This is a genomic window from Chryseobacterium sp. YIM B08800 (assembly GCF_026163565.1).
In the GTDB taxonomy this organism is placed as follows: domain Bacteria; phylum Bacteroidota; class Bacteroidia; order Flavobacteriales; family Weeksellaceae; genus Chryseobacterium.
Map to the genome: position 1 here is coordinate 105,170 of NZ_JAPDKN010000019.1, position 14,518 is coordinate 119,687.

The window sequence follows — 14,518 nt, forward strand, 5'->3', positions numbered from 1 at the left end:
TCGGAGAATTGAATAAAATCTATAATGAATATTAATTCCGTCACTTCGAGTAGATTTTGAAAAAATCGTATCGAGAAGTTGATAGCAAAAGTTCTCGATATAAATTCTTGCAGAATTTTACTCGAACTGACGGTAATCAAGAATAATCTTAACATCAATTAGATTTAAAAAATAAAAAAGCGCTCAATAAATTGAACGCTCTTCAAACTATATGGACGTACAGCTTTACGAATACTTTCTGCAGGTATATTCTACAGTGGTATTCAAGAGTTTATTATGATTAAGGAAAAATTCTAATTCCTGAGATTCTTCATCTGTTGCATTGATGTATAGCTGAAATGAGCCAAAATTGTTTCCGTTCATATACTCCACATTTGCGCTTAATACTTTGTAACAAATTCCCATTTGCTGATAAATAGCATTTAAAAGATGATCGAATTTCATTTTCCCGTTCAGTTCTACTTCAAGGATCAATTCTTTTCGGATAAGGTTTACATTTTTTGGCAAAGCCTGCACATTGGGTGTAATCATAACTAAAACATTTTTGATTAAATACTACTTTCTGAATTACATATTTTTAAATATTTTCTCATTAATTCTTTCACAAAAGTATTAAAAAATATTAGTCCACCAAATTAGTAGACTAATATTTTTTAATTTTAACATAAAAAAAGAGAAGCCTTTCAGTTTATACAGTTTTTATAAGACTCTAATGAATATAAAAAAGCCACGAATGCACGAATATAATTCATTCTAGTTGAAATTATATTCGTGCATTCGTGGCAAAAAAAAGATTATTATAGCTCTTTTATTCTTTCTATTTTATCTGAAGCAGCCAAACCATTTGGGTTACAACCCGGCTCACCTTCCGGAACTTTGAGATTTTTTTTAGCATAAAACTCTTCCCAAAATATATTTGTTTTTCCGGTTTTGGGATCGATGAAGGTCATCGGTTCTAATGTAAATATTTTATCTTTTCTAAATGCCCTTTCAATATAATCTGAACAGTAATAGGAATTTTCATCTAAAATATAGTTGAAATTGTAAGGTTTTCCCAACATAGAATTTGCCTTTTCAATGGCATCAAGAATATTTTTCTGATACTGAGGTTTTAATCTGTAAGCAACAACTTTTTGTCCGTCATTTGCCTGGTCTTTTAGAAAATCCTTCAGATCTTGTTTTTGAGAACCGCCTTTTGGTGCAGCATGAAGAACAAAAACACCAGATTTATCTTTTTGCAGGATTCCGATATGATCAAACGAAGCATTTTTCTGTTTTTGGGTCACATTATTGATCGCACCAGACAAACCACTTTCTTTTGCTGTAACAAACAACAGGTCTCCATTTTTTAAGCCTAAAGATTGAGAATTTTTGCAGCTAAAGACCAAAAGCAGAATTGAAAAGAAGAAAACTAAGTTTAATAGAAATCTATTTTTTAAGATTGCTTTCATAAATATTGATCCATTCATCTACAGTCATTTTTTTACTCAGTTCGGCAATTAATTCAAAAGGAATTTCATCCATTTTTTTGAAACGGATACACGATTTTCCCATATCTAGTTTTCTTTTTGAATGTTTCGGAAACTCTGCCACAAACCAGTCTAAAAGTTCAGGTTTTGCGTACATTCCCATATGATACAAAGCGATAAAATTTTTCTGCGAAGCCATTCCCATAAAAGGCAACGCTGAGCCAGGTGTACAATGATAGCCTGCAGGAAAAGTTTCTAAAGGAACATTCCAACCCACCATTCCATAACTGACACCTTTCTCAAAACCCTGAGGTAGATTATCATTAACTGTATCAAACATTTTTTTGAAAACCTCCTGTCTTTCTTCAGGAATTTTTGAGATATAATCTTCTACTGATGTCGATGGAATTTGCATTGTTTCAATTTTTATCAAATTTAAAAATAAAAGGCTTTATTAAATTACAATCTTACAAAAAATAAAAACAGCCTTACATAAATGCAAGGCTGTTAAAAAAAAATAATTCAAAAATAATTTTACTTTTTAATAGCTTTCACTGTATTTTGCGAACCGTCTTTGAAATACATTGTAATCAAATAAAGTCCTGGATTTAATGAGCCTAAACTGATTTCCTTCGTAGGATTTTCTATTGTTTTTAATGTTCTTCCAGCTACATCAGTAACTTTAACTGTTTTAACATCTTTAAATTCTGAAATATTAATAATATCACTGAATGGATTTGGATAAACTTTACCTTCTTTTTTAGCTGCAACAACATCTGAAGTTGATAACAATGAAGCATCATAAGCAGAAACTTTAAACTGTCCGCTTGTAGAAGATGAATAATTCCATACGCCAATTAACAAAGTAGCTCCCGGAGTTTGACCTGTTAAAGTAACAAGAGAGAAATTTCCGTCAGATGAACTGTCATCATCACAACCAATCTGCGTTAAACTACCGCAAGATCCTGAATAAACACCTAAAACCGTATCTGAAACAGACGAACCAGAAACCGATTGTGTTTCAATACTAATATTTCCGCTTGCAGGAACTACTACAGAATACCAAGTATCGTTATAACCTGTATTTTGGCATGAATGAGTAGCAGTAGCATCAGTAGTCGAGCTTGCTCCTACTGTTGTACCAATAACCGGATTTGTTGCGAATGATCCTCCAGGAGTAATAATAGTCGGAGCCGAGCATTCATCATTTATAGCTTTAGTAGTTACAGCAATCCCTGTCCAAGCGCTTAAATCAGTAGTAGTACATTTTGATCTTACCCATAAATAATATGTTGTACTTGGAGACGGTAAAGATATTGTAACCGATGTGCCTGCATTAGCTGTTCCACTTCCTGTAGGTGCAGAATTCGTAGTAGTGTAAGCATATTCATAACCATTTGCAGGTACATTTATAGGTGCAGTCCAGCTTAATGTCGCAGAATTTGCAGTAACACCCGATGTAGCAAGCGCAGTAGCTTCCAAACAAGATGGCATACTTTCAACCGTAATATCATCAAGATAAATTGCTCTGTAAGTTCCTCCCAAATTATGTCTGAAAGCTAAATAAGAACCTCCTCCTGATGGAATATTAACTGTATACTGAGTGTGTGTACCTGTAATAGTTGTTGTATTAAACGAAACAAATGTAGAAGGATCCGAAGGATTCGTTAAAGTTCCTACCTGTAAAGTATAGTTCGTACTACCTTTTGCATAAAACCTTACCCTCTTTGTCCCATCAGACAAAGCCGTTGTTTGAGGCGAAACCAATAATTGATTTCCTGTACTTGCCGAAGAATTATATAAATAATAGCTGTTTGTTGGTGAGTTTGAATTGCTATTGACAACATATCCATATCCTGTAAATCCGCTTGTTTCTAAATACGACCAGCACATTGGCGCATTGGTATTCGAAGTAGATCCAGCTGATGTAGTATCAAAATTTTCAGTATAAGGTACTGTAAACGTAGAACAAGGTGTTGTAAACGTTGTTCCGTAAGCCCATTCTCCCACAGATCCACCACAGTTTGATCTTATCCAGACATGATATTTGGTCATAGGAGAAATTCCACTGGTAATATTTGTTGTAAGCCCTGTAACACCGGAAACTGTAGGTGATGTACTCCCATTCGGTGCAACCGTGGAAGAAGTATAATAAATATCGTAGTTGGTAGGAACTGTAGCAGGAGCAGTCCAGCCAAGAGTAGCAGAACTTACAGTAACCGCTGAAGCAGTGACTGCAGTTGGTGCCAAACAAGTGGTAAATCTATTGGCTGAAACACCAAAAATATTGACAAACCCAGTACCCGAAGTCTTACTAAAAGTAATACTTTGTACAGTTTTAGATTGATTCGCAGAAGATATCGCTAAAGGAATCTGATAGATTCTAGGATTTGTACCTCCTCCATCTTCCAATGCATTAGTCGTAATTTTTATTCTGCCAATTCCCTGTATTGCAAAATTCGCCTGATCGTACCAATCCCCAACTGATAAGCTTGTAAATGTCTGATTAGTCCCATCTGTAAAATTAACAACAGCACTTACAACTCCAGATCCACTTCCGCCGGTTGCTAAGAAATACAAATTAAAAGCCGCTGTTGGTGTATTAAAAGTTAATGTTCCTGAATCAGCAACAGCGTTTAGCTTTAATGCATTGCTGCTGTTGTAAGAAGCCAATTGATAAGTTAATCCCGGAGTTGTACCCACAACACTCATAAATTGCCCCGAAACAGGAAGCCCGTAAGTAAGTGCAGGACTTGTTGCAGTAGTCTGAAAATCTTTTGAAACATAAGCATAATCAACAGCATCTACAGAAGCAGTTGTACTAGAAGAAGCATTTCCTATTCCATTAGCAATTACATCTTGTGTAAATCCGCTTACAGCAACGGGGTGATAATATTGGGCAAATACCATAGGCGCATAGAAAAGCGCACATAGATTAACCAATCCAAATAGTCTTTTTCCTTTCATAGAATATTTATTTTATTTAGTTCGGCGTAAAACTATGAATTAAATCTAAAAACACAATGTTTATTTTAAATTATTTTTAATATATTTAAAATATTAACACATTATAATCAAATCATAAATGTTTATATAATTTTAAATTGTACTTTTTTTGAATTATTAACATTAATAACGTAATTAATATTTACTGCATAATACTTCCAATATCATTTCAGATATATTCTCATGTGCCGAAATATTTTGTTATTTTTGTGCTTACAAATTTTAAACAATGCCAAACATTTCAAACAGAGCACAACAGATGCCGCCTTCACCGGTAAGAAAACTGGTTCCTTTTGCCTTACAGGCTAAACAAAGAGGTACAAAAGTATATCACCTTAACATCGGGCAACCGGATATCGAAACTCCTGAAACCGCTTTGAATGCTTTAAAAAACATTGATTTAAAAGTTTTAGAATATGCTCTTTCAGAAGGAAATATTGAATACAGAAAAGCGCTTACAGAATATTATCATTCTTTAGACTTCACAGATCTTACTCCTGATAATTTTATCGTAACCAATGGTGGATCTGAAGCTTTAAATTTCGCCATTTCTACTCTTTGTGATGACGGTGACGAAGTAATTATCCCAGAACCTTATTACGCAAATTACAACGGATTTACAAGCACATTCAATGTAAATGTCGTTGCAATTCCTTCTTCTATTGATACAGGTTTTGCTCTTCCTCCGATTGAAGAATTTGAGAAGAAAATCACTGCAAAAACAAGAGCAATCGTAATCTGCAATCCTGGAAATCCTACTGGATATCTTTACACCCGTGAAGAACTTCAGAAGTTAGCTGAAATTGCTTTAAAATACGACATCGTTGTAATCTCTGACGAAGTTTACAGAGAATATGTATATGACGGAAAACAACAAGTTTCAATGCTTGCTTTCCCTGAATTAAGCGAAAACTGCATTATTATCGATTCTGAATCTAAGCGTTACTCTATGTGTGGCGTAAGAATCGGTTGTATGATCACCCGTTCGAAAAAGATTCACGATGCTGCAATGCTTTTTGCTCAGGCAAGATTAAGCCCGGTACTTTTGGGACAAATTGCTGCAACTGCCGCTCACCAAAATGATGGAGCTTACATAAGAGCCGTAAGAGAAGAATATACTCACAGAAGAAATGTTTTGGTTGATTTGCTAAATGCAATTCCGGGAGTAATTTGCCCTAAACCGAAAGGAGCATTCTACTGTGTTGCTGAGCTTCCGGTAGATGATACTGAAAAATTCGCACAATGGCTCCTTGAAAAATACACTTTGAACAATGAAACCATTATGGTTGCACCTGCAGGAGGATTTTACAGCGATCCTGAATTAGGAAAAAAACAGGTGAGAATTGCTTACGTTCTGAAAGACGAAGATTTAAGAAAAAGTGCAGAGATTCTAAAACATGCACTTGAAAAATACAAATTAGAGTTCAATCTTTAATAGGATAAATATGTCGGCAGTAAAAATATATGATTTGAAAATTTTCGTTTCAATGTTTTTACTGCTGATTTTTTTTTCGTGTAGTGAAAAAATTACTGATAAAAAATCAGATTCTAAAACCGAAGAAATTACATTTATTGGTTTATCGGAAATTGGCGGTCAATTGGGTTTTTACAGAGTGATAAAAGTTACGAAAGACTCCATTCATCTTGAAACCGGAGCAACCTCAACCAAGAAACATAAAGAATGGCATTCTGCCATCAAACCGGAAACTTGGAAAAGTATAACTTCCTCTTTTAAAATCAAGAATTTAGACGGCATCGAAAGTTCACCAAGCATCCAGCCGATCGACGGAATTGACGAGAGTTTTCAGATTAAAACCAATAAAAAATCTCACGTTTACGTCAATGCACAAAACGATATTCATTATAATCAGTTTGCCCGTTTCAAGCAAGAGCTTTTAAAAATTATTCCTCAGGAATATCATTAAAATTTTATTTTCAAATTAATTCTAAACATTTACTCAATCTAATGCAGGAAAATTTTTCACTAAAACCTTTCAATACTTTTGGAGTAGAAGCAAAAGCAACATATTTTGTTGAAGTAAATACTGTAGAAGAATTAATTGAAACTCTAAAACTATCACACTCTCAAGCTCTCCCACTCCTATTCTTAGGCGGCGGAAGCAATATTCTTTTTACAAAAGATTTTGACGGTTTAGCGATACAATTAAATTTAAAAGGAATTTCTGAAGAATTTTTAAGCGAAAACGAAGTTTTAGTAACAGCAAAAGCCGGAGAAAACTGGCATGAATTCGTCATGTTTTGCCTGAATAAAAATTATGGCGGACTTGAAAATCTTTCTTTAATTCCTGGAAATGTAGGAACTTCACCAATGCAAAATATCGGAGCTTACGGAACCGAAATAAAAGACCATTTTGTAAACTGTAAAGTTTTAAACTTAAAAACATTAGAAATTGAAATTTTTGACCTGAAAAAATGCAGATTCGGGTACAGAGATTCTATTTTCAAACAAGAAGGAAAAAATAAATATGTAATTTTGGAGGTTAGTTTTAAATTAACCACTCAAAACCATACCATTAAAACTGAATATGGCGCTATACAATCTGAATTGGAAAATTTAGGAATAATAAATCCAACAATTCAAGATGTTTCAAAAGCCGTTATTAACATCAGACAAAGCAAACTTCCCGATCCGAAAAAAATTGGTAATGCCGGAAGCTTTTTTAAAAACCCCACTATTCCTTTAGCTCAGTTTGAAGATTTAAAATTAAAATTTGAAAACATTCAAGGCTATCCAAACGGAAATTTTGTAAAAGTTCCTGCAGGCTGGCTCATCGAACAATGCGGCTGGAAAGGAAAACAAATCAGAAACGTCGCTTCTCATCAATTACAGTCATTAGTGATTATCAATGCTACAGGAAATGCTTCCGGGAAAGAAATTTTTGATTTCTCAAGTCTAATTATTGATTCTGTAAAAGAGAAATTCGGAATTGAATTGGAAAGAGAAGTGAATATTTTATAATCTAAAAACAACCTCAAATCTTATCTGACATTTGTCAGTTATTTTAATTTGTTCTAAATAAATTTCATATCCGCAAATTTAATTCCTACTTTTGCGGTCGATTTTGCATTCGACAAATTAAAATAATGATGATCAGGCATTTAACATTTATAATACTATTTTTTTTCGGCTCTCAACTTTTATTGGCTCAAAACGAGAAATTACAATTAAGCATTAGTATTTCAGGTGAAAATCAGCAGAAACTGAAAGGCGTTACTGTAAAAAGTTCTCAAAACTCTGCAGTTACGGATGAAAATGGAGTTGCAACATTAGTCTTAAGCGAAGGCAAACATCATTTAAAAATCACACACTCCAATTATCAGGAAAAAGAGCTTGATGTAAATCTAAACAGTTCAAAAACATTAAATTTTCAGCTTCAACCCGTAGATAAACTTGAAGAAATTGTTATTTTCTCGAAAGAAGGAAAAGGTTTAACGACAAAAACCATCATCGACAGAAAAGCAATGGAACATTTGCAACCCTCAAGTTTTACAGATTTGATGGAGCTTTTACCGGGTGGATTGGCAAAAACACCTAATCTAAGCATAAACAACAGACCTATGCTTCGTGAGAACAGAGGTGATCTTTCTTACAGAACCACAGAATACAACACGAGTGCTTTGGGAACTCAATTCATGATTGACGGAAATGTGATTAACTCTAATGCAGATATGCAGGTTTCGCTAGACAACAGACAATTTGGATATTCACCTGAAGCTAGAGAAACTGCCACCACCGGAGTTGATATGAGAACCATCTCAACCAATGATATTGAAAAAGTTGAAATAATCCGTGGAATTCCATCCGCATCTTATGGAGATCTAACATCCGGAGTGATAAAAATCGAAAGAAAAATCAGCGAATCTCCTTTGCAGGCGAGATTTAAAGCAGATGGTTTCAGCAAGCAATATTACGTAGGAAAAGGTTTTAAAATTAATGAAAACTGGCAAATCAGTGCTGGTGCAGATTTTTTAGATTCTAAAGCTGACCCAACGGATAATTTCGAAAATTACCAGAGAATGACTGCTTCTATTCGTTCAAAAAAGAAAGGATTATTATGGTCTAATCCCTTGGAATGGCGTTCAAACATTGATTTTTCTTCAAATATCGATTCCAAAAAAAATGATCCGGATAATGGTGTTCCGGATATTGACCGTTACAGACAAACCAGAACAAGAATTAGTTTTACCAATAACTTTTTATACAGTTTAGATAAAGCTTCATTTTTTGATAAAATTATTTTAAATACTGCAATCAGACAGGGATTTGAAAAAATAGATCAGACAAAACTGGTACAATTGTCGGGACCGAGATCTTTTTCTTTAGCCACAGAACAGGGAGAAAATGTAGGCGTTTTTCCGGCTCTTCGATACATCAGCGAATACAGTACAGAAGGGAAACCGCTTGACATTACAGCGCTTCTTCAAACGACTGGAACAAGAAATACTTTTGGAATCAATCATCAGTATGAAGCGGGCTTAGACTGGAGGTATTCTAAAAACAACGGACGAGGCTTAATTTACGACATGAATTCACCTTATGCTGCTGAATTAAACAATTCAAGACCAAGACCATTTAATGATATTCCTGCGTCTAATTTAATGGCTGCATTTTTAGGAGATCAGATGAGCTATGCTGTTGATGAGCATAAGTTTACCTTATACACAGGATTAAGATTCTCAAAACAAATGGGAATTGACAAATCTTATGTTATCAGCAAAAAAGTTTTTGTGGAACCCAGATTAAATCTTCAATACAACCTTCCGCATGTAATGATTAATAACGCTCCATTAAAAACAGATATTACGCTTGGATACGGACAGTTCTACAAGCAACCTACTCTCTTGATGTTGTATCCGAATAGAAAATATTGGGATTACACTCAGCTGAATTATTATCACAATGACGCTCAATATCGTTACGTTAATTTTATGACGTATGTGCAAGATCTTGAAAACAAAAATCTTGAAGCAGCAAAAAGCATCAAAAAAGAAATCAGATTAGATCTTTCGTACAAAAATCACAGCATATTTTTAACTTATTTCAGGGAAGATATGACCAATGGTTTCCGTCAGATGCTTCATACGACATTACATACTTACAAGCAATATGATGCTTCACAAGTTGACCTTTCACAATGGAACAACGGACCGAATTTGGCTAACACGCCTTACGTTGAAAGAAAAACCAACGTTAACTATTCTCTAACAGAAAACGGAAGTGAAATAATTAAAAATGGTATTGAATTCGGATATACATCACCTCGTATTAAAGCAATCAATACAAGATTTACTTTAAGCGGAGCTTATTTTAAAACACAATTAAGAAATTCAGTTCCTATTGTATTCAGACCAAATGCATCCATCGGCGCAGATGGATTTCCTTATTATGGAATTTATCAGAATGATGATGGTTATGTGAATTCTAATATGAATTACAATCTTTTCATCGATACTTATCTTCCTAGTTTAGATCTAACAATTTCTGCATCATTTCAAGGAAGTGTGTTTGATCATCAAAGAAAAGATCAAAGAATTGCAGAGCCTATCTCTTATTATGGAATTGACGGAATTATACATCCTTTTACCGAGGCAGACAAAACAGATACTTATAAACAATGGTTAGTAAGAAACGTTTCTGTAACCGATAATATGCCGACAGATTACACATTTACGATTGTAGGAAACTTAAAAATCACTAAAAGTATTTACAAAGCACTAAGAACATCGATGTTTGTAACGAGAATTTTCAATTACAGTGCTCCTTATACTTTCAATAATGTTACGGTGTACAGAAGAGGAGCCAATACTCCATACTTTGGGATGGAACTGAATTATAATTTTTAAAATAAATAGTAATACATAACAAATAGAAAACGACATGAAAAAAAGAGTTATACTACTAAGTTTGGTAGCAGCGATGGCAACAGGATTTACCGTTACATCATGCTCAAGTGATGATGATTTTGGAGTAACCGCAAAACAAAACGGTGTATTGACACTTAATTTCACAGGTGAAAATATCACAGAGTACACCAATTTGGAGGTAGAAATTATGGAAATCAATACCGGAGCCATAATTAAAGAAACATTAAAAAAAGAAAATGCACATTCTTTTGAAGTTGCTTATGGTTCATATAAAATCACAGTAAATGGTGTTGTCATTGCAAGCAACGAAGAAGTAAGAGCTGCAGGTACAGGACAAACAGATGTTACTTCAGCTGTTAAAAACCTTACCATTCCTTTGTTTGTAAAAAAATTCCATGAAGATTTTATTATTGAAGAAGTATTTTTTACTGGGGTAAAAACATCTGATAACAAAAATTACAATTCTAGCCGTTATTTTAAAATCACCAACAATACCAATAAAATTCTTTTTGCAGATCAATTAATCATTGCACAATCTGAGTTTTTAACAACAGACGATAAAAACCCTACTCCTTACAATAAGAATTTATCTTTTGCTGTAAAAGGAGTAATGGTATTACCTGGAAGCGGAAATCAATACCCGGTACAACCAGGAGATTTTATTGTAATTGCCGACAATGCGATTAATCACAAACAAAACACAAGCACAGCATACGATTTACACAATGCAGATTTTGAATTCCCGTCTACAAACCCTGCTTTAGGACAAGTTGATAATCCTTCAGTTCCAAATGCGGAGGTTATTTATACTCAGATGACATTCAATATGTTCTTTCTTCACAACAGAGGTTTTGAAAGCTATGCCATCGCACGTTTCCCGACAGGTGAAAACAAAGAGACATTCCTTCAGAAATTCAAATATGACTACACTTATCAAAACAGTGCAGGAACGATCACTTCAAAAAGCGCTTATGCAATCCCAAATTCTTGGATTATAGATGCTGAAAACAATTCTGTGCCTACAAAATTTATTCACACATTAACTGCTCCGGGTATTGATTCAGGATGGACTTCTGTAGGTGCCACAGACAATGACGCCAATCGTTACGGAAAATCTGTAAGACGTAAAACTGCAGGAACCATGACCAATGGTAAAAATCTTTATATGGATACCAACAATTCTACAAACGATTTTACCAAAGATGCTGTACCAAGTTTAAAAGACGGTATTCAACATTAATAAAAAATTAGTATTTGAATAATACTTAAAATTATGCTCAATTTAAAAAATTCTTTTTCACTGATGATTATTGCTTTGGCTTCGCTTTCTGTAAAAGCGCAGGACAGCATTCAGCTTTATCAGAAGATCAATAATCAATACAGTATCGAAAGAAATTTTAGAAGTCAATTTTACTATAATCCGGCAAATAAGTCGGATTATAGTTCTTCTTCGTTCTCAGAATTTAATGTCGGTTATCATAATGATGATCAAAAAGTGTATCGCCAACAGCTTGGATCAGGTGAAAAAGGCTTAACAGTAAATGCAAAATCTTTTTTAAAGCTCAATCCGAATCGTACAGTCTGGGGAAATGCAAGCTATCAGAATCTTGAAAAAAAATCATTCAGATGGAATGAAAATCTCGATTACGAACGTATTGCACCTTACACAACTGCAGATTCTCTTGGTGGAACTTTAAACTTGGAACGTTACTATTTTGCCGGAGGAATGTCACAGAAAATCAACAAATGGACGATTGCTGGTGAAGTAAGCTACCTTGCCCAACTCGGCTATCGTAGCCGTGACCCACGATTAAAAAGTACTACTTCAGATTTATCGCTAAATGCAGGAGTAAACTATAAAGTATTCAGAGAATATGAAGTAGGAGTTTTCGGAACATTCAATAAATACACACAAAACAGCTCTTTAACTTTTCAAAGCGTTTTAGGAAAACCTTTTGTTTACCAAATGGTAGGATTGGGTATTTCAAATTATTTTTTCAGCGGCGGTGTTGATCCTTCTCAAACTTTTGAAGAATTTGGGTATAAAGGTGGAATCCAACTAAGCAATCAACAAGGAAAAGACTTTTATCTTCGTGCTTCAGCAGGTCGTTCAAATAATACAAAAAGTTATCGCAGTAGCGGAGGAAATACAACGTTTGAGATCTCGGAGCTTGAAAATAAAAACCTTGAACTGGAAGGTGCAAAATTTTTCACCCTAAAAGAAAAACACAGAATCGGGGTTTCTGCAAACTATAAAGCTATTGTAAGAACAGGCTCAGAATTTGGATATTCTGTAAACACCAATGCCACAGAACAGATATTTAAAAGAAAATCTTACCGTTCAGAAAATTTCATCAGCTCAGTAAAAGTTTTGTATCAATACAACAGCGATAATTTTACAGTGAGCGCTTCGCCGTTTTTCGGATACGAAGAAATTAAAGAAAGAAATCTTTATCCAAATTCAGGGCAAAAATTTGAATATTCATATTTTGGTTTAACTGCTGATTATCGTCAGTCAATTAGTTCCAATCAAGCCATTTCATTTCAACCTTATTTTTCTAAAAGAATGGTCAATAAGTCGATTAATGCATTAAGTCTTATGGCAAATCAGGAGATTAACGATTGGATCTTACACGACTACAACTTTCAGGCAAGTGACATCAGCACTTTTGGAGCGTCTTTAAGATACGACATCAAATTGGAGAAACTTCCGGCATTCTTTGTAAGTGCAGAATATCAATCACAGAAAATCCAGAAAAAAAACAATAATTTTGTTGGCGCAAGTTTAGGAATTACATTTTAGAAATTGTAAAGATTAAGAGATTAAAGATTTTATGAAGTAGTTCTTAAAGCGAAACTCAACTTAATTTGCCTCAACTGCTTAATGAACCTTAATGGTTTAAAAATTAAAATAAATTTATAATAGAAAAGTATCAAAAGAATATTTAAATTAAAATGAAAAGAGGAATTTATTGGAGTTTAGGATTGATTTTATTTATTCTTTGGAGTTTCACTTCAAAAGTAGGAAACGAGTTATCAAACATTCAGGAGCCATCTATTGAAGACATTGTAAAAAGCTACAAAAAAGCGATTACAGAATGGCCAAAACCCAATATCGACAAAGGTGTAAAATGGTCAGAATTTGCTCCAATCAAAAGCGATTCAGCTTATTTTACTGAACAGGATAAACCCAATGTTATTTTAGGAAAAATGCTTTTTTTTGATCCTAAATTATCAAGATCCAACCAAATATCTTGCAGCACCTGTCACGATCCAGAAATGGGATGGCAAGACCGAAGACGTGTCGCCCTTGGAAACGACCACCTTTTAGGAAACAGAAATACCATTTCTCTTTACAATATCGCAGAAAGAACTTCTTTCTTCTGGGACGGAAGAGCCAAAACTCTTGAAGAGCAAGCTTCAGGACCTCTTGGAGCTCATCACGAAATGGCAATGGATGTAAAAACACTTCCCGCAAAAATCCAAAATATAAAAGGATACAATTCGCTTTTCAAAAATGCTTACGGAACCGAAAAAGTAACGTACGATAAGATTGTAAAAGCCATTGCCGATTTTCAGAAAACCATAAAAAGCCAACCAAGCCGTTTTGATAAATTTCTTGAAGGAAAATACAGCTCGCTAACAGACGAAGAAATCTACGGAATGCATATTTTCCGTACAAAAGCTCGTTGTATGAACTGTCACAGCGGAAAATATTTAACTGATGAATCTTTCCACAATATTGGTTTAACTTACTATAAAAGAAAATACGAAGATCTAGGCTTATACAACATAACCAAAAAAGCTGAAGACGTTGGAAAATTCAAAACGCCACAATTAAGAGATTTAGCACTCACTCAACCTTGGATGCACAATGGGCTTTTCGATGATTTGGAAGGAGTTGTCAACATGTACAATAGCGGAATGCATCAGCTTGATCCCAATGCAGAAAAAAAATTGGCAGATCCGCTTCATCCTTCTACAGATCCTTTGTTGCAAAAACTAAATTTAAATAAAGAAGAAGTAAAAGCTCTGGTTTCTTTTCTTGAATCTCTTTCAGGAACAAAATATAAGATGAGAAGACCCGAGTTTCCTGTGGAATAAATTAATTACTTTTTAAAACCATTTCTGCTCTAATTTTAACAGAATAGCTTATT

The 14,518-nt window shown here is 34.2% G+C and carries 11 protein-coding genes; 7 read left to right on the forward strand and 4 right to left on the reverse strand.

Annotated elements, in window-relative coordinates; translation table 11 throughout:
• Positions 1-225: 225 nt before the first annotated feature.
• The 4 genes from OEW74_RS09115 to OEW74_RS09130 all read right to left on the reverse strand — a co-directional run bounded on the left by OEW74_RS09115 (position 226) and on the right by OEW74_RS09130 (position 4,436).
• A complete protein-coding gene (locus OEW74_RS09115; protein ID WP_265428171.1) occupies positions 226-531 on the reverse strand; it encodes an NIL domain-containing protein in 306 nt (101 codons plus the stop codon).
• Positions 532-797: 266 nt separating this feature from the next.
• Entirely contained in the window at positions 798-1,451 is a 654-nt protein-coding gene (locus tag OEW74_RS09120) for a YiiX/YebB-like N1pC/P60 family cysteine hydrolase (RefSeq protein WP_265428172.1), read from the reverse strand.
• Complete coding sequence (locus OEW74_RS09125) at positions 1,429-1,884, reverse strand: DUF1801 domain-containing protein (protein ID WP_265428173.1); 456 nt, start codon at positions 1,882-1,884, stop codon at positions 1,429-1,431. Before OEW74_RS09125 ends, OEW74_RS09120 begins: the two co-directional genes overlap by 23 nt.
• 119 nt (positions 1,885-2,003) lie before the next feature.
• Entirely contained in the window at positions 2,004-4,436 is a 2,433-nt protein-coding gene (locus tag OEW74_RS09130) for a fibronectin type III domain-containing protein (RefSeq protein WP_265428174.1), read from the reverse strand.
• A 268-nt stretch (positions 4,437-4,704) separates the two neighbouring features.
• Here OEW74_RS09130 and OEW74_RS09135 point away from each other — a divergent pair, with 268 nt between their 5' ends.
• The 7 genes from OEW74_RS09135 to OEW74_RS09165 all read left to right on the forward strand — a co-directional run bounded on the left by OEW74_RS09135 (position 4,705) and on the right by OEW74_RS09165 (position 14,465).
• Positions 4,705-5,910: a pyridoxal phosphate-dependent aminotransferase gene (locus tag OEW74_RS09135; RefSeq protein ID WP_265428175.1), complete on the forward strand. Its 1,206-nt coding sequence runs from the start codon at positions 4,705-4,707 to the stop codon at positions 5,908-5,910.
• A gap of 10 nt (positions 5,911-5,920) precedes the next feature.
• Entirely contained in the window at positions 5,921-6,400 is a 480-nt protein-coding gene (locus OEW74_RS09140; protein ID WP_265428176.1) for a hypothetical protein, read from the forward strand.
• 41 nt (positions 6,401-6,441) lie between these two features.
• Positions 6,442-7,455 (forward strand): UDP-N-acetylmuramate dehydrogenase, encoded by a 1,014-nt coding sequence (gene murB, locus OEW74_RS09145; RefSeq protein ID WP_265428177.1) that lies wholly within the window; start codon positions 6,442-6,444, stop codon positions 7,453-7,455.
• A 125-nt stretch (positions 7,456-7,580) separates the two neighbouring features.
• A complete protein-coding gene (locus OEW74_RS09150; protein ID WP_265428178.1) occupies positions 7,581-10,340 on the forward strand; it encodes a TonB-dependent receptor in 2,760 nt (919 codons plus the stop codon).
• A 34-nt stretch (positions 10,341-10,374) separates the two neighbouring features.
• Positions 10,375-11,601, forward strand: coding sequence for a DUF4876 domain-containing protein (locus OEW74_RS09155; RefSeq protein ID WP_265428179.1), 1,227 nt, complete (start codon positions 10,375-10,377; stop codon positions 11,599-11,601).
• A 33-nt stretch (positions 11,602-11,634) separates the two neighbouring features.
• Positions 11,635-13,164: a DUF6850 family outer membrane beta-barrel protein gene (locus OEW74_RS09160; protein WP_265428180.1), complete on the forward strand. Its 1,530-nt coding sequence runs from the start codon at positions 11,635-11,637 to the stop codon at positions 13,162-13,164.
• Positions 13,165-13,316: 152 nt separating this feature from the next.
• The gene (locus OEW74_RS09165; protein ID WP_265428181.1) at positions 13,317-14,465 is read left to right on the forward strand and encodes a cytochrome-c peroxidase; all 1,149 of its coding nucleotides are present in this window, start codon (positions 13,317-13,319) and stop codon (positions 14,463-14,465) included.
• Positions 14,466-14,518 lie beyond the last annotated feature (53 nt).

Excerpts from the sequence above, each read along its gene's own strand:
- OEW74_RS09115 (WP_265428171.1), bottom strand. The coding sequence starts at position 531 with ATGATTACACCCAATGTGCAGGCTTTGCCAAAAAATGTAAACCTTATC.
- OEW74_RS09120 (WP_265428172.1), bottom strand. The coding sequence starts at position 1,451 with ATGAAAGCAATCTTAAAAAATAGATTTCTATTAAACTTAGTTTTCTTC.
- OEW74_RS09125 (WP_265428173.1), bottom strand. The coding sequence starts at position 1,884 with ATGCAAATTCCATCGACATCAGTAGAAGATTATATCTCAAAAATTCCT.
- OEW74_RS09130 (WP_265428174.1), bottom strand. The coding sequence starts at position 4,436 with ATGAAAGGAAAAAGACTATTTGGATTGGTTAATCTATGTGCGCTTTTC.
- OEW74_RS09135 (WP_265428175.1), top strand. The coding sequence starts at position 4,705 with ATGCCAAACATTTCAAACAGAGCACAACAGATGCCGCCTTCACCGGTA.
- OEW74_RS09140 (WP_265428176.1), top strand. The coding sequence starts at position 5,921 with ATGTCGGCAGTAAAAATATATGATTTGAAAATTTTCGTTTCAATGTTT.
- murB (WP_265428177.1), top strand. The coding sequence starts at position 6,442 with ATGCAGGAAAATTTTTCACTAAAACCTTTCAATACTTTTGGAGTAGAA.
- OEW74_RS09150 (WP_265428178.1), top strand. The coding sequence starts at position 7,581 with ATGATGATCAGGCATTTAACATTTATAATACTATTTTTTTTCGGCTCT.
- OEW74_RS09155 (WP_265428179.1), top strand. The coding sequence starts at position 10,375 with ATGAAAAAAAGAGTTATACTACTAAGTTTGGTAGCAGCGATGGCAACA.
- OEW74_RS09160 (WP_265428180.1), top strand. The coding sequence starts at position 11,635 with ATGCTCAATTTAAAAAATTCTTTTTCACTGATGATTATTGCTTTGGCT.
- OEW74_RS09165 (WP_265428181.1), top strand. The coding sequence starts at position 13,317 with ATGAAAAGAGGAATTTATTGGAGTTTAGGATTGATTTTATTTATTCTT.